General features: G+C 60.0%; 24 protein-coding genes. 2 read left to right on the forward strand and 22 right to left on the reverse strand.

From position 1 onward, the window contains the following. Positions 1-14: 14 nt before the first annotated feature. The 7 genes from EIY72_RS28365 to flhA form a co-directional block, all read right to left on the reverse strand. The gene (locus EIY72_RS28365) at positions 15-2,288 is read right to left on the reverse strand and encodes a chemotaxis protein CheA (protein WP_093225085.1); all 2,274 of its coding nucleotides are present in this window, start codon (positions 2,286-2,288) and stop codon (positions 15-17) included. Between the two features lie 52 nt (positions 2,289-2,340). Next, entirely contained in the window at positions 2,341-3,129 is a 789-nt protein-coding gene (locus tag EIY72_RS28370) for a protein phosphatase CheZ (protein WP_093225089.1), read from the reverse strand. Between the two features lie 21 nt (positions 3,130-3,150). Then, positions 3,151-3,522 (reverse strand): chemotaxis response regulator CheY, encoded by a 372-nt coding sequence (locus tag EIY72_RS28375; protein WP_003183998.1) that lies wholly within the window; start codon positions 3,520-3,522, stop codon positions 3,151-3,153. A 166-nt stretch (positions 3,523-3,688) separates the two neighbouring features. Continuing rightward, positions 3,689-4,429, reverse strand: coding sequence for an RNA polymerase sigma factor FliA (fliA, locus tag EIY72_RS28380; protein ID WP_007894214.1), 741 nt, complete (start codon positions 4,427-4,429; stop codon positions 3,689-3,691). Continuing rightward, a complete protein-coding gene (gene fleN / locus EIY72_RS28385) occupies positions 4,426-5,256 on the reverse strand; it encodes a flagellar synthesis regulator FleN (protein ID WP_008001746.1) in 831 nt (276 codons plus the stop codon). Before fleN ends, fliA begins: the two co-directional genes overlap by 4 nt. 116 nt (positions 5,257-5,372) lie before the next feature. Beyond that, the gene (gene flhF / locus EIY72_RS28390; RefSeq protein ID WP_093225092.1) at positions 5,373-6,698 is read right to left on the reverse strand and encodes a flagellar biosynthesis GTPase FlhF; all 1,326 of its coding nucleotides are present in this window, start codon (positions 6,696-6,698) and stop codon (positions 5,373-5,375) included. 11 nt (positions 6,699-6,709) lie between these two features. Then, positions 6,710-8,800: a flagellar biosynthesis protein FlhA gene (gene flhA, locus EIY72_RS28395; RefSeq protein WP_371315374.1), complete on the reverse strand. Its 2,091-nt coding sequence runs from the start codon at positions 8,798-8,800 to the stop codon at positions 6,710-6,712. 497 nt (positions 8,801-9,297) lie between these two features. Between flhA and EIY72_RS28400 the strand changes: the two genes are divergently transcribed. Next, positions 9,298-10,482 carry a delta-60 repeat domain-containing protein gene (locus tag EIY72_RS28400; protein WP_093225098.1) on the forward strand — a complete coding sequence of 395 codons (1,185 nt, stop codon included), beginning with the start codon at positions 9,298-9,300 and terminating at the stop codon, positions 10,480-10,482. Positions 10,483-10,919: 437 nt separating this feature from the next. Further along, the gene (locus tag EIY72_RS28405) at positions 10,920-11,963 is read left to right on the forward strand and encodes an RHS repeat-associated core domain-containing protein (protein WP_093225100.1); all 1,044 of its coding nucleotides are present in this window, start codon (positions 10,920-10,922) and stop codon (positions 11,961-11,963) included. Between the two features lie 47 nt (positions 11,964-12,010). On the opposite strand, the gene flhB is transcribed toward EIY72_RS28405, so the two are convergent. The 15 genes from flhB to fliH all read right to left on the reverse strand — a co-directional run bounded on the left by flhB (position 12,011) and on the right by fliH (position 24,135). Next, positions 12,011-13,150, reverse strand: coding sequence for a flagellar biosynthesis protein FlhB (flhB, locus tag EIY72_RS28410; protein WP_093225103.1), 1,140 nt, complete (start codon positions 13,148-13,150; stop codon positions 12,011-12,013). Between the two features lie 3 nt (positions 13,151-13,153). Beyond that, the gene (fliR, locus tag EIY72_RS28415; RefSeq protein WP_093225105.1) at positions 13,154-13,939 is read right to left on the reverse strand and encodes a flagellar biosynthetic protein FliR; all 786 of its coding nucleotides are present in this window, start codon (positions 13,937-13,939) and stop codon (positions 13,154-13,156) included. 3 nt (positions 13,940-13,942) lie between these two features. Then, positions 13,943-14,212: a flagellar biosynthesis protein FliQ gene (gene fliQ, locus EIY72_RS28420; protein ID WP_093225108.1), complete on the reverse strand. Its 270-nt coding sequence runs from the start codon at positions 14,210-14,212 to the stop codon at positions 13,943-13,945. Beyond that, positions 14,209-14,967: a flagellar type III secretion system pore protein FliP gene (fliP, locus tag EIY72_RS28425; protein WP_093225111.1), complete on the reverse strand. Its 759-nt coding sequence runs from the start codon at positions 14,965-14,967 to the stop codon at positions 14,209-14,211. The genes fliQ and fliP overlap by 4 nt, the downstream gene beginning before the upstream one ends. Then, positions 14,967-15,413: a flagellar biosynthetic protein FliO gene (gene fliO, locus EIY72_RS28430; protein ID WP_371315375.1), complete on the reverse strand. Its 447-nt coding sequence runs from the start codon at positions 15,411-15,413 to the stop codon at positions 14,967-14,969. The genes fliP and fliO overlap by 1 nt, the downstream gene beginning before the upstream one ends. Before the next feature lie 30 nt (positions 15,414-15,443). After that, the gene (gene fliN, locus EIY72_RS28435) at positions 15,444-15,902 is read right to left on the reverse strand and encodes a flagellar motor switch protein FliN (RefSeq protein ID WP_093225117.1); all 459 of its coding nucleotides are present in this window, start codon (positions 15,900-15,902) and stop codon (positions 15,444-15,446) included. Between the two features lie 62 nt (positions 15,903-15,964). After that, complete coding sequence (gene fliM / locus EIY72_RS28440) at positions 15,965-16,933, reverse strand: flagellar motor switch protein FliM (protein WP_057398369.1); 969 nt, start codon at positions 16,931-16,933, stop codon at positions 15,965-15,967. 9 nt (positions 16,934-16,942) lie between these two features. Further along, entirely contained in the window at positions 16,943-17,446 is a 504-nt protein-coding gene (fliL, locus tag EIY72_RS28445; protein WP_093225119.1) for a flagellar basal body-associated protein FliL, read from the reverse strand. A 157-nt stretch (positions 17,447-17,603) separates the two neighbouring features. Next, entirely contained in the window at positions 17,604-18,971 is a 1,368-nt protein-coding gene (locus EIY72_RS28450; protein ID WP_093225122.1) for a flagellar hook-length control protein FliK, read from the reverse strand. 99 nt (positions 18,972-19,070) lie between these two features. Then, entirely contained in the window at positions 19,071-19,421 is a 351-nt protein-coding gene (locus EIY72_RS28455) for an Hpt domain-containing protein (protein WP_093225125.1), read from the reverse strand. A 30-nt stretch (positions 19,422-19,451) separates the two neighbouring features. Beyond that, on the reverse strand, positions 19,452-21,158 hold the full coding sequence (locus EIY72_RS28460) for a fused response regulator/phosphatase (protein WP_093230685.1): 1,707 nt from the start codon (positions 21,156-21,158) through the stop codon (positions 19,452-19,454). A gap of 5 nt (positions 21,159-21,163) precedes the next feature. Then, complete coding sequence (locus EIY72_RS28465; RefSeq protein ID WP_093225127.1) at positions 21,164-21,460, reverse strand: STAS domain-containing protein; 297 nt, start codon at positions 21,458-21,460, stop codon at positions 21,164-21,166. Between the two features lie 73 nt (positions 21,461-21,533). Further along, positions 21,534-21,983: a flagellar export protein FliJ gene (fliJ, locus tag EIY72_RS28470; protein ID WP_093225129.1), complete on the reverse strand. Its 450-nt coding sequence runs from the start codon at positions 21,981-21,983 to the stop codon at positions 21,534-21,536. 6 nt (positions 21,984-21,989) lie between these two features. After that, the gene (gene fliI / locus EIY72_RS28475; RefSeq protein WP_093225132.1) at positions 21,990-23,348 is read right to left on the reverse strand and encodes a flagellar protein export ATPase FliI; all 1,359 of its coding nucleotides are present in this window, start codon (positions 23,346-23,348) and stop codon (positions 21,990-21,992) included. Beyond that, a complete protein-coding gene (gene fliH, locus EIY72_RS28480) occupies positions 23,338-24,135 on the reverse strand; it encodes a flagellar assembly protein FliH (RefSeq protein ID WP_093225135.1) in 798 nt (265 codons plus the stop codon). Before fliH ends, fliI begins: the two co-directional genes overlap by 11 nt.

The following is a 24,135-nucleotide window of genomic DNA, read 5'->3' on the forward strand; positions in this document are numbered from 1 at the left end:
CCGCTCCACCAGAATCAAATACGCCGTGTGGCGTAACGCTTGAGCATGCTCGGTACATCGAGAATCAGCGCGATGCGGCCGTCACCGGTAATGGTGGCGCCGGACATGCCCGGGGTTCCCTGGAGCATTTTGCCCAATGGCTTGATGACCACTTCTTCCTGGCCCACCAGCTGATCGACGACGAAGCCGATCCGCTGGGTGCCCACCGAAAGAATCACCACATGGCCTTCGCGCTGCTCTTCGTGAGCGGCGGAGCTGACCAGCCAGCGTTTGAGGTAGAACAATGGCAAGGCCTTGTCCCGCACGATCACCACTTCCTGGCCGTCGACGACGTTGGTGGTCGACAGGTCGAGGTGGAAGATCTCGTTGACGTTGACCAGCGGGAACGCAAACGCCTGGTTGCCAAGCATGACCATCAGCGTCGGCATGATCGCCAGGGTCAGCGGCACCTTGATGACGATCTTCGAACCCTGGCCCTTGGCCGAGTAGATGTTGATCGAGCCGTTGAGCTGGGAGATCTTGGTTTTCACCACGTCCATGCCCACGCCACGACCCGACACGTCGGAAATCTCGGTCTTGGTCGAGAAACCCGGGGCGAAGATCAGGTTGTAGCACTCGGTGTCGCTCAGGCGGTCGGCCGCGTCCTTGTCCATTACGCCGCGCTTCACAGCGATGGCACGCAGGACGTTCGGGTCCATGCCCTTGCCATCATCGGAGATCGACAGCAGGATGTGATCGCCTTCCTGTTCCGCCGCCAGCACCACCTTGCCGCCACGGGCCTTGCCCGAGGCTTCACGTTCTTCCGGCGACTCGATGCCGTGGTCGACGGCGTTGCGCACCAAGTGGACCAGTGGATCGGCCAGGGCCTCGACAAGGTTCTTGTCGAGGTCGGTTTCTTCGCCGACCAGCTCCAGGTTGATCTCTTTCTTGAGCTGGCGAGCCAGGTCGCGAACCAGGCGCGGGAAGCGCCCGAAGACCTTCTTGATCGGTTGCATCCGGGTCTTCATGACCGCGGTTTGCAGGTCGGCGGTAACCACATCGAGATTGGATACGGCCTTGGACATGGCTTCATCGGCGCTGTTGGCGCCCAGTCGAACCAGGCGGTTTCGCACCAGCACCAGTTCGCCGACCATGTTCATGATTTCGTCGAGACGCGCGGTGTCGACACGCACGGTGGTCTCGGCTTCACTCGCCGGTTTTTCCGGCGGTGGCGCAGCCGGTGCACGGGCAGCAGCTGGCGCAGCAGCGGCGGCAGGCGCCGGTGTTTCGGCTTTCGGCTCAGGCGCCTTGGCCACCGGTTTCGGTGCCGCGGCCTTGGTCGGGGTGGACGCTACAGAGGCGTTCGCGCCATTGGCGACGTTAGCCGTGCCGACTTCACTGAACTTGCCTTTGCCGTGCAATTCGTCGAGCAGCGATTCGAACTCGTGATCGGTGATCAGATCACTGCCAGCCGCTGCGGCGGCGGGGGTTGCCGGCGCCGGTACGGAGGCAATGGCCGATTCCAGCGCTTCAACGGCAAAGTTGCCCTTGCCGTGCAACTGATCAAGCAGCGCCTCGAATTCTTCGTCGGTAATGTCGGAGCTGTCGCCGGCCGCTTTCGGCGCGTCGGGTGTTGCCGGGGCTGCCGGAGTCGCAGGCAGCGCATCGACGGCGAACTGGCCTTTGCCATGCAGTTGATCGAGCAGCGACTCGAACTCGGCATCGGTGATTTCATCGCTCGCCGTCGCGTCGTCAGCAGGCGCGACAACGGCAGCCGGAGCCTCGGCCTGAGCCTTGACGGCATTGAGCGAGTCCAGCAGTTGTTCGAATTCGTTATCGGTGATGTCACCCGATTCGGCCGGCGCTTCAGGCGCCTCGACCACTTGGGCCACCGGTGCGGCGACGGCTTCGTCAGCCGACTGCGGCTCGGCCAGACGGGCCAGTGCCGCGAGCAATTCAGGTGTAGCCGCGGTGATCGGGCTGCGCTCGCGGACTTCGCTGAACATGCTGTTCACCGCGTCCAGCGCTTCGAGCACCACGTCCATCAATTCGGAGTCAACGCGACGCTCACCCTTGCGCAGGATGTCGAACACGTTCTCGGCGATGTGGCAGCACTCCACCAGCTCGTTGAGCTGGAGGAAGCCGGCGCCCCCTTTTACAGTGTGAAAACCGCGAAAAATTGCATTGAGCAGATCCGCATCATCCGGCCGGCTTTCCAGCTCGACCAGTTGTTCGGACAGTTGCTCTAGAATCTCGCCGGCCTCAACCAGGAAATCCTGAAGGATCTCTTCATCGGCGCCGAAGCTCATTAAGGGGGTGCTCCTAAAGGTCTAAAACCTGAAAACCTAAAATGCCCGGGTTCTAGAACCCTAGGCTGGATAGCAAATCGTCCACATCGTCCTGACCGGACACAACGTCTTCTCTTTTATCGGCATGAATCTGCGGACCTTCACCCTGAGAGAGATGTTTTTGTGGATCTTTTTCCGCAAGCATGGCCGCGCGGTCATGTTCGATGCCGGCAAAGCGGTCCACCTGACTGGCCATCAGCACAAGCTTGAGCAGGTTGCTTTCCACTTCGGTGACCAGGGCGGTCACTCGCTTGATCACCTGGCCGGTGAGGTCCTGGTAATCCTGAGCCAGCAGGATGTCGTTCAGATCGCTCGACACCGCGCGATTGTCCGCGCTGCTGCGCGTCAGGAAGCCGTCGACCCGCCGTGCCAGCGCGCGGAACTCTTCAGCGCCGACTTCACGACGCATGAAGCGTCCCCAGTCCGCGCTCAAGGCCTGGGCCTCATCGGCCAGGCTGTTGACCAGCGGCGTGGCGTTTTCCACCAGGTCCATGGTGCGATTGGCCGCCGCCTCGGTCAGCTTGACCACATACCCCAGACGCTCGGTGGCGTCAGTGATCTGCGAGACTTCCTCGGCTTGCGGCATGTGCGGGTCAATCTGGAAATTGACGATCGCACTGTGCAGCTCGCGGGTGAGCTTGCCCACTTCCTGATACAGGCCGCGGTCACGGGTCTGGTTGAGCTCATGGATCAATTGCACAGCGTCGCCGAACTTGCCTTTTTCAAGGCTTGCGACCAACTCGACGGCGTGTTTTTTCAGGGTCGATTCGAAATCGCCCAGTGAAGTTTCGTTATTGCCCATAGCTCCCCCGTGGCGCACTCATCAACCGATGCGTTCGAAAATCTTCTCGATTTTTTCTTTCAACGCCTGGGCCGTGAAGGGTTTGACCACATAGCCGTTAACGCCGGCCTGGGCCGCTTCGATGATCTGCTCGCGCTTGGCTTCAGCGGTGACCATCAGCACCGGCAGGTGCTTGAGCTTTTCATCGGCGCGCACGTGGCGCAGCAGATCGATACCGGTCATGCCAGGCATGTTCCAGTCCGTTACCAGAAAGTCGATGCTTCCGCTGTTGAGCACCGGAATGGCGGTGGTGCCATCGTCGGCCTCGACGGTGTTGGTGAACCCAAGGTCACGCAGCAGGTTCTTGATGATCCGCCGCATCGTTGAGAAGTCATCAACGATGAGGATTTTCATGTTCTTGTCCAATTCGACCTCCAAGCAGTCTTAAACGCGCCCAGCACCTGGACGCGCCATTTCAATCAATCCGGCAAACACTCAATGACTGTCTGGAGCACAACAGATCGAGACCGGCGCAGCTCAACACCACACCGGCTCCGTTCGCAGTGTCCCCACACTGCCTTCAGCGCGCTCGCCACTCCCCCAAACGCCCCCGCAAACGGGCCGCGCACTGGCTGTGTAACTGGCTGACCCGAGATTCGCTGACCCCCAGGACCTCACCGATTTCCTTGAGGTTCAGCTCTTCGTCGTAGTACAGCGCCAACACCAGTCGCTCACGCTCCGGCAAATTGGCAATCGCATCCGCCAGCGCCGCCTGGAAGCGTTCATCTTCCAGATCGCGTGACGGCTCGAGATGAGCGCTCGCGCCATCCTCGTGCAGCCCTTCGTGTTCGCCGTCCTGCAACAGATCGTCGAAACTGAATAACCGGCTGCCCAGGGTGTCGTTCAAAATTCCGTAGTAATCATCGAGACTCAATTGGAGTTCGGCCGCAACTTCGTGATCTTTAGCGTCACGACCGGTTTTAGCTTCAATCGAGCGAATGGCATCGCTGACCATGCGCGTATTTCTGTGCACCGAACGTGGCGCCCAGTCACCCTTGCGCACTTCATCGAGCATCGCCCCACGGATGCGGATGCCCGCGTAGGTCTCGAAACTCGCGCCTTTGCTGGCGTCGTATTTGGTCGAGACTTCGAGCAGGCCGATCATCCCGGCCTGGATCAGGTCTTCGACCTGGACACTGGCCGGCAGACGCGCCAGCAAGTGGTAGGCAATGCGTTTGACCAGCGGCGCGTAACGCTCGATCAGCTCGTACTGCGCATCGCGAGCCGACTTCTTGTAGAGGTTGTAACCGCTGGCGGTCATAGCACGGGTCCTGCCGTTTGTTGCACGAGACGCTCGACGAAAAACTCCAGGTGCCCACGCGGGTTGGCAGGCAACGGCCAGGTGTCGACCTTCTGCGCGATGGCCTTGAACGCCAGCGAGCACTTGGAACGCGGGAACGCCTCATACACGGCGCGTTGCTTTTGCACGGCCTTGCGAACGCTTTCGTCGTACGGCACGGCGCCGACGTATTGTAGGGCGACGTCGAGGAAGCGATCGGTGACCTTGGTCAACTTGGCGAACAGGTTGCGCCCTTCCTGCGGGCTCTGAGCCATGTTGGCGAGGACGCGGAAGCGGTTCATGCCGTAGTCACGGTTGAGCAGTTTGATCAGGGCGTAGGCGTCGGTGATCGAGGTAGGCTCGTCGCAGACCACCAGAAGGACTTCCTGGGCGGCACGAACGAAGCTCACCACCGAATCACCAATGCCGGCGGCGGTGTCGATCACCAGCACGTCGAGGTTGTCGCCGATATCGCTGAAAGCCTGGATCAGGCCAGCGTGTTGCGCCGGGCTAAGGTGCACCATGCTCTGGGTGCCGGAAGCGGCCGGAACGATGCGGATGCCACCGGGACCTTGCAACAGGACGTCGCGCAGCTCGCAGCGGCCTTCGATCACGTCGGCCAGGGTACGTTTGGGTGTCAGGCCCAGCAGGACGTCGACGTTCGCCAGGCCCAGGTCGGCGTCCAGCAGCATGACGCGCCGGCCAAGCTCAGCCAAGGCCAGGGACAAGTTCACTGACACGTTTGTTTTGCCGACGCCACCTTTGCCGCCGGTCACCGCGATCACCTGTACGGGATGCATGCTGCCCATGTTAATTCTTTACCTTGTCTTGCATAGACGGAGGCCACATTACTGGCTGCGCGTTCTCAACCGGAACAATGCATGGCAGACCATCGATGTAGGTACAAAAACGGTTCATTGTCACCTCAGCCAACCTGCTTGGTCGGACTGTGGTAAATGTCAGCGAACATGTCTGCCATGGCTTCTTCGCTGGGTTCTTCCTGCATTTGCACGCTGACGGCACGACTGACCAACTGATGACGTCGCGGCAGATGCAAGTCATCCGGAATCCGCGGACCATCGGTCAGATAAGCCACGGGTAACTCGTGGCTGATGGCAAGGCTCAACACCTCACCCAGACTGGCCGTTTCATCCAGTTTAGTCAGGATGCAGCCAGCAAGCCCGCAACGCTTGTAACTGTGATAAGCGGCGGTCAAAACCTGTTTCTGGCTGGTGGTGGCCAGGACCAGATAATTCTTCGAACGGATGCCACGACCGGCCAGGCTTTCGAGCTGCATGCGCAACGCTGGATCGCTGGCCTGCAGGCCTGCGGTATCAATCAGCACCACGCGCTTGCGCAGCAGAGGCTCCAGCGCCTGCACCAGCGACTGACCCGGATCGACATGGGTCACCGACACATTGAGGATACGCCCCAAGGTCTTGAGTTGCTCCTGGGCACCAATACGGAAGCTGTCCATGCTCACCAGCGCGATGTTCTGCGCGCCGTACTTGAGCACATAACGGGCCGCCAGCTTGGCCAGGGTGGTGGTCTTGCCCATGCCGGCCGGACCGACCATGGCAATGACACCGCCCTCTTCCAGAGGTTCGATTTCCGGCGTGACGATCATCCGCGCCAGGTGCGCCAACAGCATGCGCCAGGCCTGACGGGGCTCTTCGATGTCGGTGATCATGGCCAGCAGATCGCGGGACAACGGACCGGACAAACCGATGCGCTGCAGACGACGCCAAAGGTTGGCTTGATCCGGCTGGCTGCCCTGCAATTGATTCCAGGCCAGCGAGCCGAGCTGGACTTCCATCAACTCGCGCAGGCTGTTGAGCTCGGAACGCATCGAGTCAAGCGCACGCGGGTCAACACCGGCAATCGGGGCTGGCGCGGGAGCGGGACGACGCGGCTCGGCGTAGGTCGGTTCGATCAGCGGTTCGGCCGCGGTCAATGGCAGACCGGCGAACAACTGGCGATTGGTGCTGTTGTCGCTCTCGCCTTCGCTGCGCAGGCTCAGTTCCGCCTGAGCGGTGACGATCCGCGACTGGGTCTTGCGCAGCTCGTCTTCGAGTTCCATGTTCGGAACCCGAGGCGCCAGCGCCGACAATTTGTAATCCAGCGCCGCCGTCAGCTCGACACCACCGGCGATGCGGCGGTTGCCAATGATGGCGGCATCAGCGCCCAGCTCATCACGAACCAGCTTCATGGCCTGACGCATATCGGCGGCGAAAAAACGCTTAACTTGCATAAACCACTACCTCAGCCGTTGGGCCCTACTGTCGCAACGATGGTCACTTGCTTGTTGTCAGGGATTTCCTGGTAAGCCAACACATGCAAACCCGGGACTGCGAGCCGGCCAAATCGCGAGAGCATCGCGCGAACCGGACCGGCCACCAGCAGAATCACCGGTTGACCTTGCATCTCCTGGCGCTGCGCCGCATCGATCAGCGAGCGTTGCAGCTTCTCAGCCATGCTTGGCTCCAGCAGAACGCCCTCTTCCGAGCCTTGTCCTGCCTTCTGCAGACTATTGAGCAATATTTGTTCCAACCTTGGCTCCAGCGTGATCACTGGCAGCTCCGAGTCAGTCCCCACAATGCTTTGCACGATGGCGCGGGACACGCCGACGCGCACCGCAGCCACCAAAGCGGCAGTATCTTGACTCTTCGCGGCATTGTTGGCGATGGCCTCGGCAATGCTGCGGATATCGCGCACCGGCACCTGTTCGGCCAGTAGCGCTTGCAGCACCTTGAGCAATTGCGACAGCGATACCACGCCCGGCACCAACTCTTCGGCGAGTTTTGGCGAGCTTTTCGCCAGCAATTGCATGAGTTGCTGCACTTCCTCGTGGCCGATCAGCTCGCTGGAATGTTTGTACAGAATCTGGTTCAAGTGGGTCGCCACTACCGTACTGGCATCGACCACCGTGTAACCGAGGGATTGCGCCTGGGCACGCTGGCTGATTTCGATCCAGACCGCCTCCAGGCCGAAAGCCGGATCTTTGGCGGTAATGCCGTTGAGCGTGCCGTAGACCTGCCCAGGGTTGATCGCCAGCTCGCGATCCGGGTAAATCTCCGCCTCGGCCAGGATCACCCCCATCAGGGTCAGGCGATAGGCGCTCGGCGCCAGGTCGAGGTTGTCACGGATATGCACGGTAGGCATAAGGAAGCCGAGGTCCTGGGAGAGCTTCTTGCGCACGCCCTTGATCCGCGCCAGCAACTGACCACCCTGGTTGCGGTCCACGAGCGGAATCAGGCGATAACCTACTTCCAGGCCAATCATGTCGATCGGGGTCACGTCATCCCAGCCAAGCTCCTTGGTTTCCTGGGCCCGCGCCGGCGACGGCAGCAGCTCTTGCTGACGCTTGACCTCCTGCAGGGCCTCGACCTTGGCGATGTTCTGCTTCTTCCAGAACAGGTAGGCGCCACCTGCGGCGAGGGCTGCCATGCTCAGGAAGGAGAAGTGCGGCATGCCGGGCACCAGGCCCATGATCGCCATCAGGCCCGCAGCGACCGCCAAGGCTTTTGGCGAAGCGAACATCTGCCGATTGATCTGTTTGCCCATGTCTTCCGAACCGGAAGCACGGGTCACCATGATCGCTGCTGCTGTAGATAACAACAGTGATGGCAATTGCGCCACCAAACCGTCACCGATGGTCAGCAACGCGTAAACACGACCGGCATCACCGAAACTCATGCCGTGCTGGAAGATACCAACCGCCATGCCGCCGATCAGGTTGATGAACAAAATAAGCAAGCCGGCGATGGCGTCACCGCGCACGAACTTGCTGGCACCGTCCATGGAGCCGTAGAACTCGGCCTCCTGGGCAACTTCCATGCGGCGCAGCTTGGCCTGGTTCTGATCGATCAGGCCGGCGTTGAGGTCGGCGTCGATCGCCATCTGCTTGCCGGGCATCGCATCGAGCGTAAAGCGCGCGCTGACCTCGGAAATCCGCCCGGCACCCTTGGTCACCACGACGAAGTTGATGATCATCAAGATCGCGAACACCACGATACCAACGACGTAGTTGCCGCCGATCACCACCTCACCGAAGGCCTGGATCACCTTGCCCGCTGCGGCATGACCGTCCTGGCCATGGAGCATCACCACCCGCGTGGAGGCCACGTTCAGCGCCAGGCGCAGCAGCGTCGCCACCAGCAAAATGGTCGGAAAAACCGCGAAATCCAGCGGCCGCAGGGCATACACGCAGACCAGCAGGACGACAATCGACAAGGCGATGTTGAAGGTGAAAAACACGTCGAGCAGGAACGGCGGCACCGGCAACATCATCATCGCCAGCATGACCAGCAGCAACAACGGCACGCCCAGATTGCCTCGACTGAGGTCGGCCATGTGCGTGCGCGTGCTGTTGAGTAACTGAGAGCGATCCACCGGTAATCCCCGTGCCTTTAAAGCAAACTTTTGACGCCTGAAGCCGGCGCAACGGGGCTACTGCAAGAAGCTTTCCAACTTTTGCGGAGGGTTGAAATAGAGGGCATTACAGCAAGGTTTGTATTGCCTGGGCGGGCCTCATCGCGAGCAAGCTCGCTCCCACAAAGGATCAGACTTGACTCAATTCCGGCGCGCAATACAGAACAAATGTGGGTGCGAGCCTGCTCGCGATGGGGACAGAACTGACACCACATCAATGTACAGAGCTGCACCATACCTATCAGTTCTGCTAGTTCCCCTCCTGCGCGTACGGCGTGACACTACACCTGCATTTGGGTGATCCACAGCCTGCATCCTATGCCAAATCGGCCAGCCAACCATGCCGCCTACCGCCCAAAGCGAGCGTTCACCCCAGCAAGATAATCAATTGTTTGCCGAGCCTATGGAGATGAACCAGCATGAAAACTCAAACAGCTAACTTAGCCCCCCGCAATGCAGGCCAACTCGACCAAAGTTTCGGTGATGCCGGACAGATCAGACCTAATTTGCAATATGGATTGGTCAAGGTCATAGCATTGTCCGATGAAGGCGCATTGACCTACGCAACCGAGCAAGAAAAAGGCTTCACGCTTTACCGCACCCATCCAAATGGTGCGCCCGACCTGAGATTTGGCCAGGAGGGCAATACTGGCAAATGGCAATTCGTCGACAATGAAGATGCACTCCCGTCGCGCCTGCTTCTGCAAAAGGATGACAAGACCCTTATTATTGGCATCAGTATGTCAGCAACCGGCATATCCTCAGCAGCGCTGACTCGCTTTAATGCCAATGGAAGCCCGGACTTGGTATTTGGCAGGGTCATTATTCCTTTGCCACACGATGTTGGTGGCGCGACCGAAACCGACGGTTGCCTGCAAGCCGACGGAAAGATCCTCATCGTGCTCACCGATATGTTTGCCGTTTCGGGCCGCGTATCATTGCTTATTCGTCTACAAAGTAATGGTGAGCTCGATACCAGCTTTGGTCATGAGGGTTATGTCAAAGTCGAAAGCCCAGATAACCGCATCGGGCTGCGTAGCGTCGTGATTCAGGGCGAAAAAATCGTTATCGGTGGCAACGAATCTAATCGGCTCGCTCTTGCGCGTTATGACTTACAAGGGAATCTCGATACCCAGTTTGGCATCAACGGCTTTGCATTCTTTGCTGTTGCGGATGGCCCCATACGCATGAGTCAACTCATTGCGCAGACCGATCAAAAACTGGCTTGTGCCGGTGCCATCAATGAAGCCGTAGGCATGGTGATGAGGTTTACCGCAGATGGCCACCCCGATGAACAGTGGAATGGCGGATTCCCTGCATTAACCGACACGGGATATCCAACACGTTGGATGTCGTTGATTCAACAACCTGATGAAAAAATTGTCGCAGCCGGATTTAACTCTGCAGAAGCCACACTTATTGCAAGGTTTTCGTTCGATGGAACTCCCGACTCAAGTTTCAGCGGTGGCCTGGTTTCAGTCGGCTCGGCAGGAGGGGTGGCGTATGCAGTGACGGCTCAATCTGCTGCTCGCCTTATCGTTGGTGGGAACGCACAAAATGGTGAGGGACGTGCCGGCCCCATCGTGTACGGCCTGTATAGTTGATTCTTCCACATTTAAAGCCTGATAAAGCCTGAATCGGCTTTCGAAAAACCGAGCATCCACGAACCAACGACCGATAAAAGTTTTACGGTATCACGTGGATGCCCCGTTCAGGTTATACCTCGGGAACAATGGGGACGAACAAAGGGGACAGATTCCAACTTTTGCGGAGGGTTGAAATAGAGGGAGTTGTCTGGGGATTTTGTGTTGCCTGGACTGACCTCATCGCGAGCAAGCTCGCTCCCACAAAGAAACAGGTCTGACCCTATTCCTGCGTACGACACAGAACAAATGTGGGAGCGAGCTTGCTCGCGATGGGGCCAGAACTGACAACACATCAATCTGCAAGCGCTGCACCGACCTAGCAGATCTGCTAGTACTCAATTCATGCGATGCCGCCGATACTCAAGCCAGCCTTTCGCCGCGCGGAGAAATCCCCCATGCCAGCTTCACGCGAAACCCTGCTGTGCAGCTATTACTACGATCCTCTCGACCGCCTGATTGCCAATGCACCGCCAAACACCCCAGAACATCAGCGTTTCTACTGCAAAAGCCGCCTGGCGACCGAGATACAAGGCGCCCTACGCTATTCCATCATCCAGCACGGTGACCAACTGTTGGCTCAAAAGCTCGACGACGGAAATGCCCGCGATGCCACACTGCTCGCCACCGATCAACAACGCTCGGTGTTGCAGATACACGAATCCAGCGATCAAGGACGATCTATCGCCTATTCACCCTATGGCCATCGACCGATTGAAAACGGACTGCTTAGCCTGCTTGGCTTTAACGGTGAGCGGCCGGATCCGGCAACAGGGCATTATTTATTGGGGAATGGGTATCGGGCGTTTAACCCAGTGTTAATGAGGTTTAATACCCCAGACAGTCTGAGCCCTTTCGAAAAGGGGGGATTGAATCCGTATGCGTACTGCCTCGGAGATCCTGTCAATCAGACAGACCCCAACGGTCACAACCCTATTGCAACAGCATTCAAATCGATGACTGAGAGTTACTTGAGAAAGGCCCTCACAAAACAAGTACAAAAAACAATAAAAAGACTGCCACCGAAGGCCAAATACAAAGCAATGAATGAACTCCCTGCTCAAATATGGGCCGACACCGAAACCCTGATGAGCGAAAGGGACCTGCTGGAGCGTGCAGGACAACTTTCTGGGCGCATCAAGAAATTTGGACTTTCCGACACCCACGCTCTAGCCAGTAAAAGATACTTACATCACGAAGACGCAGGAATCCCATTCAGCCATTCAGGCATTCCCAATCCCGCAAAGGCAATTACCGGCACCGACAAAGCCGGTCAAAAATTCCTGCGCACTGACTTCTACGACGACACGATTAGCTTCTTTCACCATGAAGCTAACAAATACAGACCGACCCCATACGCCCTCGACATGGAAATACTCGCAGGCGAGGCAATAATCGAAAGAGCAAAGTACATTCGAAAACACGCACCTCGTATTACTTAACCCCCTTTCACTAACAGATTGCTATTGGATACCCGATTGCAGATTGCTCAGGAATCGCGTCTCAAATCCGGCGGAATCGGCAAATCATCCTTCAACGGCTCCGGCCGCTTGCCCTTGCCTGCCTTGTACTGGCGAATCTGATAGACATAGGCCAATACCTGCGCAACCGCGAGGTAGAGCCCGCCCGGTATCTCCTGCTCCAGCTCCGTGGAGTAGTAGATCGACCGCGCCAGCGCCGGCGATTCCAGCAGAAGGATTTCGTTGGCCGCGGCGATTTCACGGATTTTCAACGCCAGGAAGTCGCTGCCCTTGGCGATCAGCATCGGCGCCCCGCCCTTGTCCGGGTCGTACTTGAGGGCCACGGCGTAGTGAGTCGGGTTGGTGATGACCACGTCGGCCTCGGGGATCGCTGCCATCATCCGCCGCTGGGACATCTCGCGCTGCAACTGGCGGATGCGCTGTTTGACTTCCGGCCGGCCTTCCGCGTCCTTGTGTTCGTCACGCACTTCCTGCTTGGTCATCAGCAGCTTCTTGTGGCTTTCCCAGAGCTGTACCGGCACGTCCACCGCGGCGATGATGATCAGCCCGCAGGCCATCCACAGGGTGCTCCAGCCGACCACCTGGAGACTGTGAATAATGGCCATTTCCAGCGGTTCGTGGGCGATGCGCAACAGGTCGTCGATGTCGGATGACAGCACCGCCAACGCCACGAACAGGGTGATGAGGAACTTGGCCAGGGCCTTGACCAGCTCAATCGCCGACTTGGCGGAAAACATGCGCTTGATGCCCGGCCCCGGGTTCAGCCGGCTGAATTTGGGCGCCATGGAGCTCGCCGCGAACAGCCAGCCGCCGAGGGAAATCGGGCCGATGATGGCGGCCAGAACCAACGCGATCATCACCGGCTGGATCGACCAGAGCGCGATCTGACCGGAGTGCAGCAGGTAGGTGGCCATGGAGTTCGTGTCCATGATCACTTCCCGCGGCAGCGTGAAGTTGATGCGCATCAGCTCCAGCATGTCCTGGGCCATGGCGCCGCCGAAAATCAGCAGGGCGCTGGCGCCGACCAGCATGATGGCCAGGGTGTTGAGTTCCTTGGAGCGCGCCACCTCACCCTTTTCACGGGAGTCCTGTTTGCGCTTCTCCGTGGGGTCTTCTGTCTTGTCCTGACCGCTTTCGCTCTCAGCCATGGCTCAACTCGCCCGTGCCAGTTCGCGCAGCAACTGCAAGGCCTCGGAGGCCAGCGGTTGATACTGGTTGAGAATGTCCGCCAGACCGACCCAGACGATGAACAACCCGAGCACCAGGGTCAGCGGAAAACCGATGGAAAAAATGTTCAGTTGCGGCGCCGCCCGGGTCATTACGCCAAAGGCGATGTTGACCACCAGCAGCGCGGTGATCGCCGGTAGCACCAGCAACATCGCCGAACCGAGCACCCAGCCGAGCTTGCCGGCCAGCTCCCAGTAATGATTGACCATCAGGCCACCGCCGACCGGCAACGTGGTGAAGCTCTCGGTGAGCACCTCGAACACCACCAGGTGGCCGTTCATGCCGAGGAACATCAGAGTCACCAGCATGGTGAAGAACTGCCCGATCACCGCCGTCGACACGCCGTTGGCCGGGTCGATCATGGAGGCAAAGCCCATACCCATCTGAATCGCGACGATTTGCCCGGCGACCACGAAGGCCTGAAAAAACAGCTGCAAGGAAAACCCCAGCACCGCGCCGACTAAAATCTGCTCGGCAATCAGCAACAGGCCACTGAGGTCCAGCGCATGCACCGGCGGCATGGGTGGCAGGCCCGGGGCGATGACCACCGTGATCGCGACGGCGAAATACAGGCGTACACGACGGGGAACCAGGGTGGTGCCGAATATCGGCATGACCATCAGCATCGAGCCGACGCGAAACAGCGGGAGCATGAACGACGCGACCCAGGTGCTGATCTGGGTATCGGTCAACTGCAGCAGCGAGGACATGGCTTAGCCGATGACCATCGGGATGTTGTGGTACAGCTGGGTGATGTATTCCATGAAGGTCTGCACCATCCACGGGCCGGCAACGATCAGGGTCACCAGCATCACCAACAGACGCGGGAGAAAGCTCAGGGTCTGTTCGTTGATCTGGGTGGCGGCCTGGAACATCGCGACCAAAAGGCCCACGAGCAGGCTGGGAATCACCAGGATCGCCACCATCATGGTGGTCAGCCACAGGGCTTCGCGAAAGATATCGACGGCAACTTCCGGCGTCATGGCGAAACACCTCCGAAACTGCTGGCCAGCGTACCGATGATCAGCGCCCAGCCATCGACCAGCACGAACAGCATGATCTTGAACGGCAGGGAAATGATCAGCGGCGAGAGCATCATCATACCCATGGCCATCAGGACACTGGCGACCACCAGGTCAATGATCAGGAACGGGATGAAGATCATGAAGCCGATCTGGAACGCGGTCTTCAGCTCGGACGTGACGAAGGCCGGTACGATGATGGTCAGCGGCGCCTGATCCGGGGTCGCGATGTCGGTGCGCTTGGACAGGCGCATGAACAGCTCCAGATCGCTGGTGCGGGTCTGGGCGAGCATGAAGTCCTTGATCGGTACCTGCGCCTTGACCACCGCTTCCTGGGCGGTCAGTTTCTCCGCCAGATAGGGTTGCAAGGCATCCTGATTCACCCGGTCGAATACTGGCGCCATGATGAACAGGGTCAGGAACATGGCCATGCCGGTGAGGATCTGGTTCGACGGCGTCTGCTGCAGACCGAGGGCCTGACGCAGGATCGAGAACACAATGATGATCCGGGTGAAACTGGTCATCAGGATGACGAACGCCGGGATGAAACTCAGCGCGGTCATGATCAGCAGGATTTGCAGGCTGACCGAATATTCTTGAGCACCCTGGGCGTTGGTACCGAGGGTGATCGCCGGGATCGACAACGGGTCGGCGGCAAATGCCAACGGCGCGGCCAGCATCAAGGCCAGGGTCAAGACGATGCGGATCGCACCCATTACTTCCTATCCTTCTGATCTTTGCCCAGCATTTCCAGCAGGCGCTGGGCAAATTCTGGCGTCGCCTTGTCGGTAGTGGGCACTTGCACCGGTTCCTTGAGCACGTGCAACGCAGTGATGCTGCCGGGGCTCAGGCCGAGCAGAATCTGCTCATTGCCGACCTGCACCAGCATCAGGCGATCGCGAGGTCCCAGCGCGCGGGAACCGATGATATCGATCACCTGGCCCTTGCCCGCCGGTCCGGCCTGCTGAACCCGGCGCAGCAACCAGGCAAGGAGGAAGATCAGCCCGATGACCAGCAGCAAGCCGAACACCAGCTGCGTCAGTTGCCCGGCGACACCGCTGTTCACCGCAGGTGCGACGGCAGGTGCAGCAGTGCTGGCGGTGGCAGCGGGCGCAGCCGGCTCGGTCGCCGCCAATACGCTGAATGGCAGCGCCAACGCCATTCCCAGCACGGCCCACGGAAGCTTTTTCACTCAGCGCAACTTCTTGATGCGTTCGCTTGGGCTGATCACGTCGGTCAGGCGGATGCCGAACTTCTCGTTGACCACCACCACTTCGCCGTGGGCGATGAGGGTGCCATTGACCAGTACGTCCAGCGGCTCACCCGCCAGGCGATCGAGCTCGATCACCGAACCCTGGTTGAGTTGCAGCAGGTTGCGGATGTTGATGTCGGTGCTGCCGACTTCCATGGAAATCGACACCGGAATATCGAGGATCACGTCCAGGTTCGGGCCTTCCAGGCTCACCGGGTCGTTGTTCTTCGGCACGCTGCCGAATTCTTCCATCGGCACGCGGTTGGAAGACGAATTACCGACGTCGGCGGCCAGCAAGGCATCGATGTCGGCTTGCCCGGCATCGCCGGTTTCTTCCAGGGCCGCAGCCCATTCATCAGCCAGTGCCTGGTCGTCTTGCATGTTCATATCGTCAGCCATGATGGGTCCTCGGCGAGCAAAAATTCAGAATTCGGTTAGAAGCAAAGGGGTGCGAGCGCCGCTCAACGGCGCTCGATCGGCTCGATCACCTGCAACGCCAGGTTGCCTTTGTGCGAGCCCATCTTGACCTTGAACGCCGGCACGCCATTGGCGCGCATGATCATCTCTTCCGGCATTTCCACCGGGATCACGTCACCCGGCTGCATGTGCAGGATGTCCCGCAGGCGCAACTGACGACGGGCCACCGTGGCGCCGATCGGCACGTCCACGTCCAGCACGTCCTGGCGCAGGGCGTTGACCCAGCGCTCGTCCTGATCGTCGAGGTCGGACTGGAAACCGGCGTCGAGCATTTCGCGCACCGGCTCGATCATCGAGTACGGCATGGTCACGTGCAGGTCACCGCCACCGCCATCGAGCTCGATGTGGAAGGTCGAGACCACAATGGCTTCGCTCGGCCCGACGATGTTGGCCATGGCCGGGTTCACTTCCGAGTTGATGTACTCGAAGTTGACTTCCATGATCGCCTGCCAGGCTTCCTTCAGGTCGACGAAGGCCTGTTCCAGCACCATGCGCACCACACGCAGTTCCGTCGGGGTGAATTCACGCCCTTCGATCTTGGCGTGACGACCGTCGCCGCCGAAGAAGTTGTCCACCAGCTTGAACACCAGCTTGGCGTCGAGGATGAACAGCGCGGTGCCGCGCAGGGGCTTGATCTTGACCAGGTTGAGGCTGGTCGGCACGTACAGCGAGTGCACGTATTCGCCGAATTTCATCACCTGTACGCCACCGACCGCAACGTCCGCCGAGCGGCGCAGCATGTTGAACATGCTGATGCGGGTGTAGCGGGCGAAGCGCTCGTTGATCATTTCCAGGGTCGGCATGCGTCCACGGACGATGCGATCCTGGCTGGTCAGGTCGTAGCTTTTGACGGTGCCGGGTTCGGCAGCGTTTTCGGTCTGTACCAGACCGTCGTCGACGCCATGCAACAGCGCATCGATCTCATCCTGGGACAGCAGGTCCTGCACGGCCATGTCGTGTTCCTACTGCAGTACGAAATTGGTGAAAAGCAACTGCTCGACCACTACTTTGCCGAGCTCCTTCTGTGCCACTTCCTGGACGCTGGCCGTGGCTTTCTGGCGCAGCATTTCCTGGCCGACCGGCGAGGCCAGCGTCGCGAAATCCTGACCGGAGAACAGCATGACCAGGTTGTTGCGGATCACCGGCATGTGCACCTTGAGGGCATCCAGGTCGGCCTGGTTGCGGGCGAGCATGGTGATGCTCACCTGCATGTAACGCTGGCGACCGTTCTGGTTGAAATTGGTCACGAAGGCCGGCGCCATCGATTCGAAAATCGCCGGCTGCTTGCCGACCGGGGCCGCGTCTGCCGCAGCGACTGCAGGCTTGCTCTGAGCGCTGTGCATGAAGTACCAGGTCGCGCCCACGGACACACCGATCGCTAGCAACAGGGCGAGCACTATCACGATGATCAGCTTGAGTTTGCCTTTGGTTGCGGGGTCTTTTACTGCTGCGTCGCTCTTCGCCATGCCAATAATCCGTCACTAATCGGGTTTTCACAGTCGCACGGCAAGGCAAGAGCAAGTGTTATGCCAGAAGTAACGGGAGAGGATGGGTGGGCGTGGTGATTATCTGAACAACACCACGAAACCACTGCGGGAGCGGGCTGACCCGCTCCCGCAGGGATCAGGCGTAGTAGTCGACGGCGCTGGAGCCGATCACGCTGGTGGTCGCAGCGGCGACTTCAGCGATGCCCGGCGCGATGTCGTCGTCAGCGGCATCGAGACGACCACCGGAAGCGTTCGTACGCCCGCTCTGGCTCTGCTGCGCCTGTTGCTGGCCTTGCTGGGAGTTACGCGACTGGTCGGACACGTTGACGTCCACCTGCCCCATCCCCTGTTGCACGAACATCTCGCGCAAACGGTGCATCTGGCCGTCCAGCGCTTCGCGCACGCCCGGGTGGGCGCTCATGAAGGTGACCTGGGTCTGCTGATCGGGAATCATGTTGACGCGGATATCCAGGCGTCCGAGCTCGGCCGGCTGCAACTGGATGTCCGCCGCCTTGAGATTGGCGCTGGACAGGTACATGACCCGGTTCACCACCTCTTCAGTCCAGCCGCTCTGATGCATGGCGATCGGCTGGTTCACCGGCAGGGCATTGGCGGTTTTCGGCGTGGCAGCCTGGGTCAGCGCCGCCAGGCGGTTGGCGAAATCATCGACACGGGTGTCGCTGCTCGCTGACTTGAGATCCTTGAGACCGTCATCGATCAAACCGGTAAACGCCTTGTCACCACCTTGGCTGGTGCTGTCCTTGTCAGCCTGGACATCCAGCATGCTGGCCATGCCGGCGGCGAATGTCTGCGCGGACGTCAGTTCGCCGTCAGCCTGAGCCTGTGCCGGAGTCGGTGCGGATTTGGCCGGTGTCTGGCTGGAGGCCGAGACGTGACCGCTCTGCTCCATCGCCAGACGCAGCGCCGGCATGGCGTCGAGCGGGTCGGCTTCAGGGTCGAAATCGTCGGTCGCCGCCGGCGCCGGCGATGGAGCCGGTGCTGGCGTTGCGGCGACTGCGGCCGTGACGGCGACCGCCGGCTCAGTGGTTGCCTGCACGACCGGAGCCACTGGCTGCGGCGCAGGCGCTACAGGCTGGACGACTTGCTGCACAACCGGATCGAGCGTCGGATCAGGCAATGTCGCGTCGGTAACCGGCGCCTGGTCAGCATCGGAAGAATCGTCATCGGCCGTTTTGTCGTCAGCCTTTGCCGGTTTATCGGCGGGCAAGGAATTGCCGCTATCGGCAACCGCCGGCGCAGGTGCGGCAGATTTGTCGTCGCCGGCATCCTTTTTTGCAGGCACATCGGGGGTCTTGTCACGCGTCGGCTTCAGCGGCCCGTCACTGGCCAGCGCCACCTTGTGCTGGGCATGACTGGCGAACACCCGAGCGAAGCTGGCGCCTTTGTCCCCGGCCTCAGAGGCCGGCGCCGGGGTATTGGCGGGGGCAGCCTGAGTCTTGGCCTGCGTGGCGGCCTGAAGAATGGAATTGGGGTTAACGGGCATGAAACAGTCTCCGCTGCACGGGGCTCGTAGGTACAGTTGGAAAAATTAGCTGCAAAGGTCGAGCCAGTTTCACTCGACCTGCACAAAAGCACGGATTGCTCAGCTTTCCGTCACGGATCGCTGGCGCTCTGCTTCGTAAAGTGGGCGGACAAGGGCAAACTCGCCGGCAATGTCGGCAATCAAAGGCTGTACATCGCCAAGCGGGTTATCTTTGGCCTGCCGTTCGAGCAGGCAACACAATTCAGCCAGGCGCAAAGCACCCAGATTGCTGCTGCTGCCTTTGAAGCTGTGGGCCGCTTCAATGATCTGCGCAGGGCTTTGGGCATTGTGCAATTGCTGCAATCGCGATTCTGAATCGGCGAGGAAGGTGTCCAGCAACGCTGAATATTCGCCTTCCATGACTTCTTGCAACGCACTCAATACGTCGCGACTCAAATGTATCTCAGCCACTTGTTCACTCCTTGATCAAGAACACGCGGATTATGCCAGAGCCTCCCAGAAAAACTCCACGCGGGCACTCCTGCCATCGTCGTTCCAGCTTGCATTACGCCCCAATTGCCGGATCAGACTCACGCCACGACCCGACAGACGGATGTCATCAAGGGGCCTTGCCATGACCTGTGCCACATCGAATCCTTTGCCGCTGTCCTCGACATGAATGCTCAAGCGCCCGCCCTCGGCAGTCGGCGCCACCTGCAGATGAACCCGCACGAAACCCTCCTCCAGCCCCTCCAGGCGCGTACAGCGCTGTTGATAGTAGCGTGTAAAACCTGCGGCATCGCGCTTGAGGCTGGAATCGAGCCCCAGCACACCGTGTTCAAGGGCATTGGAATAGAGTTCGGCGAGCACACTGTATAGCGCACTGCTCTGCGCACGCAGGCCATGCACCTCCATCAACAACTGCAACAGGTAGGGCAGCGGATTAAAGCGCTTGAGCGTTTCGGCGCGGAATTCAAAGCTCACCGACCAATCCAGCGGGCACGACTGGCCGCTGTCGGAGTAGACCAGTACCGGTGCATCGATGTGTGTCGGCTCCGGCAGGCTGACTTCGACCATGCTGACATCATCGCGCGCTTCCCCACCGAAGACCTTCAGCGCCTGCTCGACTTCCTGAAACAACAAGTCGGGCTCGCGATTGGCTGCAAACACCTGATGCAAGCGCTCCACGCCGAACAGTTGATCATTGGCATCGCAGGTATCGATTACCCCATCGGACAACAGGAAAACCCGGTCACCCAGTGCCATGGGGAACACTTCGGTGCGATCGTCGAAAGCTTCAGGGCTCAGCACGCCAAGCGGCAGATGGCGCGCGGCAAGCAGCGTCCGCTCGCCAGTGGCGATGTGATGCAGGTAACCGTCCGGCATCCCCCCGTTCCAGACCTCCACTGCGCGGCGCTGGACGCTGACACAGAGCAATGTGGCACAACAGAACATATCGACGGGCAGAATGCGCTTGAGCTTGGCGTTCATCTCACGCAGGGTTTCCGCCAGCCCGTAACCCTTGGCGGTCATGCCGTAAAAGACTTCTGCCAGGGGCATGGCGCCCACTGCCGCCGGCAAGCCGTGGCCGGTGAAATCACCGAGCAGCACATGCATGTCGCCGGCCGGGGTATAGGCCGCCAGTAGCAAGTCACCGTTGAACAGCGCATAGGGCGATTGCAGGTAACGGATATTCTTCGCGGCATTCAGGCAGCCGGAGTGCGCCACCTTGTCGAACACCGCCTTGGCCACGCGCTGCTCGTTGAGCAGGTAGTCGTGATGCCGGGCGATCTGGTCGCGCTGCTGCAACACCGTTTCCTGCAAACGGCGCAAGCGATCCATCGCCTTGATCTTGGCGGCGAGAATCACCTGGTTGTAGGGTTTTGCCAGAAAGTCGTCGCCACCCACTTCCAGGCAGCGCGCCAGGGCCTCGCTTTCGGACAAGGAGGTGAGAAAGATAATCGGCACCAGGGTTTCCCCAGCCAGTGCCTTGATTTGCCGAGCCGCCTCGAAGCCGTCCATGACCGGCATCATCGCGTCCATCAGCACCAGGTGCGGGCGCTGCTGACGGAAGGTATCGACCGCTTCGGCGCCGTTGGCCGCCGTCAGCACGGCGTGCCCCTGCCGGCGCAAAATGCTCGACAGCAGCATGCGATCGGCGGCGCTGTCCTCGGCAATCAGGATCGTCAGCGAATCCATCGGCTGCACGGCGATCAAGTGATGTCGAACAGTTTGTCGAAATTGGAGATGGCGAGGATCTTGCGCACGTCCGTGCTGCTGTTGATGACGCGGATATCGGAGTCCTCGCCGCCCGCGTGATCACGCAGCAGGAGCAACATGCCCAGCGCCGAGCTGTCGAGGTAGGTCGCCTCTTTCAGGTCGACGACCACTGCCGAGAGCTTCCGCTTTTCGTAGGTTTCCCGAAACGCCTGATGCTTGGCGAAATCGAATCGGCCCTTGATCGAGATCGTCAGCTTCCCGTCCTCGGAGACTTCTGTAAGGACTGACATGTCATGGCTTCCTTGTCGCTGGAATACGTTCAGAAGGTGTAGCAGTTGAGCAGAGCAGGAGCAAGAGCGCCCGTCAATACGGGGACTGCCGGGGCAAACGCTGGGACAACTCGTCGAGCAGCTTCTGCTCGCGCTTGTCTTCCAGCACCCGCGCCTCATCGGCATAACGCTGCACCAGTTTGCGCAGCCCCTCGACACGGGCAAAGGCCTGCTGCCAGGCTTCCCGGGATTTGTTCAGGTTATTCTGGTGCCAGGCCAGGCTTTGCCGTTGCTGGTCGATCGCCGTGCCCAGTTGCGCAAGAAACCCCTGGTAGCCTAGCAACCACTGACCAGAGACCCCACCACTGCCGCGCACGATCCATTGCTCCTGATAGTCGAGACGGAAGGCTTCGAGGTCAGCCAGCTTGCTTTCTGCCAATCGCACCTGACCCTGGAAGTGCCCCAGACGCTGGACTGCGGTTTTCTCGGCCTTTTCGGCCATTTCCACCACCGGCGCCAGCCGCCCTGCCCGACTCAGAGCCATGACCGGTTAGCCGCCCGCCGCTGGGGCGAAGATCGAGGCAAGGTACGCTTCGCTTTCGCCCAGGCTGATGCTGTCGTTGAGGCCCTGACGCAGGTATTTGACCAATTGCGGTTGCAGGGAAATCGCCAGGTCGGTCTCGCGATCGCCGCCGGCGACGTAGGCGCCGACGCTGATCAGGTCGCGGCTCTGCTGATAGCGTGACCACAACTGCTTGAAGTATTGCGAACGGGCCATGTGCTCCGGCGAGACCACCGCCGGCATCACCCGGCTGATGGAGGCTTCGATGTCGATGGCCGGGTAGTGACCTTCTTCCGCCAAGCGTCGAGACAGCACGATGTGCCCGTCGAGCACACCCCGCGCCGAGTCCGCAATCGGGTCCTGCTGGTCATCACCTTCAGACAACACGGTATAGAAAGCCGTGATCGAACCACCGCCCTTCTCGGCATTACCGGCGCGCTCCACCAGTTTCGGCAACTTGGCGAACACCGACGGCGGATAGCCCTTGGTCGCCGGTGGCTCACCGATGGCCAGGGCGATTTCCCGCTGGGCCTGGGCGAAACGGGTCAGCGAATCCATCAGCAACAGGACGTTCTTGCCCTTGTCGCGGAAATATTCGGCAATGCGCGTGCAGTACATGGCCGCGCGCAAACGCATCAGCGGCGCATCGTCCGCCGGGGACGCCACCACCACCGAGCGCTTGAGCCCTTCTTCACCGAGGATGTGCTCGATGAACTCTTTAACTTCACGACCCCGCTCACCGATCAGGCCGACGACAATGATGTCGGCCTCGGTAAAGCGGGTCATCATGCCCAGCAGTACGGACTTACCGACACCGGTACCGGCGAACAGACCCAACCGCTGGCCGCGACCGACCGTCAACATACCGTTGATGGAACGGATGCCCACGTCCAGCGGCTCGCTGATCGGTTCACGCTTGAGCGGGTTGATGGTCGGGCCGTCCATCGGCACCCAGTCTTCGGCTTTCATGCCACCCTTGCCGTCGAGGGCACGGCCGGCACCATCGAGTACTCGCCCGAGCATGCTCATGCCCATGGGCAGGCGACCGGTGTCAGCCAGAGGCACCACGCGGGCACCCGGGGCGATGCCGGCCACGCTGCCCACCGGCATCAGGAACACCTTGCTGCCGGAGAAGCCCATGACTTCGGCTTCAACTTGAACCGGGTGATAGCTGTCGTCGTTGATGACCATGCAGCGGCTACCCATGGCGGCACGCAAGCCTTCGGCTTCGAGGGTCAGGCCGACCATGCGCAGCAGGCGGCCTTCGAGAATAGGCGCGCCAGCCAGTTCGGTCGCCTCGGCATAGCTGCCCAGGCGCTTGGCGAAACTGGTGCGTTCAAGGTGCATCAGGGGCGTCCGGCTCTGGCTCGACCGCAGGCTTGCTGTCGATCGGCAATTCCAGGCTCAAGTCGGGCGCGGCCGGGTGCAGCGCCTGTTCATGCAACTGATCGAACAACTTGTCCATCACCCGCGCAACGCGGGTTTCGACGGTGGCGTCGATGCGGCTGTGCTCGGTCTCGACGCGGCAGCCACCCGGCAGCAACGACTCGTCTTCGACAATGCGCCAGCTTTCTTCATGGCGCTCGCGCAGGGCTTTGACCTGTTCGAAATCTTGCGGATTGATGTACAACCGCACATTGCCGACGCCCAGCGGCAACAGCTTCAGCGCATCGCGCATGACGTGTTCGATTTGCGTCGAATCAATGGCCAACTCGCGTTGAATCACCTGTCGGGTGATGTGCTGCACGAGGTCGACCAGGGATTTTTCGATCTGCGTGTCCTGCTCGGCGATAGGCTCGAACAGGTGCGTCATCAATTGCTCGAGTGCCGCAACCTTGGCGGTCAGCACCACTTCGGCTTCTTGGCGGACGCGCAGCGTGGTGCTGTGGAATCCTTCCTTTTCGCCCACGGCGAAACCTTCGTTATAGGCTTCCTGACGAATGCTCTCGAGCTCTTCGAGGGTCAGTGGCTGGACTTCCTCCAGCGGCACCTCTTCCATTTCCGGCGGCTCGGGTTCCGGCTCCGGTTCAGGCTCGGGTTTGGGCGGATCGAAGCTGGGCAGTGCCCAGGTATCGAAGCCGCTGACATCCCTGGCCCGGATCAGGTCAGAGAGCGAATCATCATTCTTGACCAT

Source organism: Pseudomonas vancouverensis (assembly GCF_004348895.1).
In the GTDB taxonomy this organism is placed as follows: domain Bacteria; phylum Pseudomonadota; class Gammaproteobacteria; order Pseudomonadales; family Pseudomonadaceae; genus Aquipseudomonas; species Aquipseudomonas vancouverensis.

Bases quoted from the DNA above. Each gene is read 5' to 3' on its own strand.
- EIY72_RS28365 (WP_093225085.1), bottom strand. From the start codon at position 2,288: ATGAGCTTCGGCGCCGATGAAGAGATCCTTCAGGATTTCCTGGTTGAG.
- EIY72_RS28370 (WP_093225089.1), bottom strand. From the start codon at position 3,129: ATGGGCAATAACGAAACTTCACTGGGCGATTTCGAATCGACCCTGAAA.
- EIY72_RS28375 (WP_003183998.1), bottom strand. From the start codon at position 3,522: ATGAAAATCCTCATCGTTGATGACTTCTCAACGATGCGGCGGATCATC.
- fliA (WP_007894214.1), bottom strand. From the start codon at position 4,429: ATGACCGCCAGCGGTTACAACCTCTACAAGAAGTCGGCTCGCGATGCG.
- fleN (WP_008001746.1), bottom strand. From the start codon at position 5,256: ATGGGCAGCATGCATCCCGTACAGGTGATCGCGGTGACCGGCGGCAAA.
- flhF (WP_093225092.1), bottom strand. From the start codon at position 6,698: ATGCAAGTTAAGCGTTTTTTCGCCGCCGATATGCGTCAGGCCATGAAG.
- flhA (WP_371315374.1), bottom strand. From the start codon at position 8,800: ATGGCCGACCTCAGTCGAGGCAATCTGGGCGTGCCGTTGTTGCTGCTG.
- EIY72_RS28400 (WP_093225098.1), top strand. From the start codon at position 9,298: ATGAAAACTCAAACAGCTAACTTAGCCCCCCGCAATGCAGGCCAACTC.
- EIY72_RS28405 (WP_093225100.1), top strand. From the start codon at position 10,920: ATGCCAGCTTCACGCGAAACCCTGCTGTGCAGCTATTACTACGATCCT.
- flhB (WP_093225103.1), bottom strand. From the start codon at position 13,150: ATGGCTGAGAGCGAAAGCGGTCAGGACAAGACAGAAGACCCCACGGAG.
- fliR (WP_093225105.1), bottom strand. From the start codon at position 13,939: ATGTCCTCGCTGCTGCAGTTGACCGATACCCAGATCAGCACCTGGGTC.
- fliQ (WP_093225108.1), bottom strand. From the start codon at position 14,212: ATGACGCCGGAAGTTGCCGTCGATATCTTTCGCGAAGCCCTGTGGCTG.
- fliP (WP_093225111.1), bottom strand. From the start codon at position 14,967: ATGGGTGCGATCCGCATCGTCTTGACCCTGGCCTTGATGCTGGCCGCG.
- fliO (WP_371315375.1), bottom strand. From the start codon at position 15,413: ATGGCGTTGGCGCTGCCATTCAGCGTATTGGCGGCGACCGAGCCGGCT.
- fliN (WP_093225117.1), bottom strand. From the start codon at position 15,902: ATGGCTGACGATATGAACATGCAAGACGACCAGGCACTGGCTGATGAA.
- fliM (WP_057398369.1), bottom strand. From the start codon at position 16,933: ATGGCCGTGCAGGACCTGCTGTCCCAGGATGAGATCGATGCGCTGTTG.
- fliL (WP_093225119.1), bottom strand. From the start codon at position 17,446: ATGGCGAAGAGCGACGCAGCAGTAAAAGACCCCGCAACCAAAGGCAAA.
- EIY72_RS28450 (WP_093225122.1), bottom strand. From the start codon at position 18,971: ATGCCCGTTAACCCCAATTCCATTCTTCAGGCCGCCACGCAGGCCAAG.
- EIY72_RS28465 (WP_093225127.1), bottom strand. From the start codon at position 21,460: ATGTCAGTCCTTACAGAAGTCTCCGAGGACGGGAAGCTGACGATCTCG.
- fliJ (WP_093225129.1), bottom strand. From the start codon at position 21,983: ATGGCTCTGAGTCGGGCAGGGCGGCTGGCGCCGGTGGTGGAAATGGCC.
- fliI (WP_093225132.1), bottom strand. From the start codon at position 23,348: ATGCACCTTGAACGCACCAGTTTCGCCAAGCGCCTGGGCAGCTATGCC.
- fliH (WP_093225135.1), bottom strand. From the start codon at position 24,135: ATGGTCAAGAATGATGATTCGCTCTCTGACCTGATCCGGGCCAGGGAT.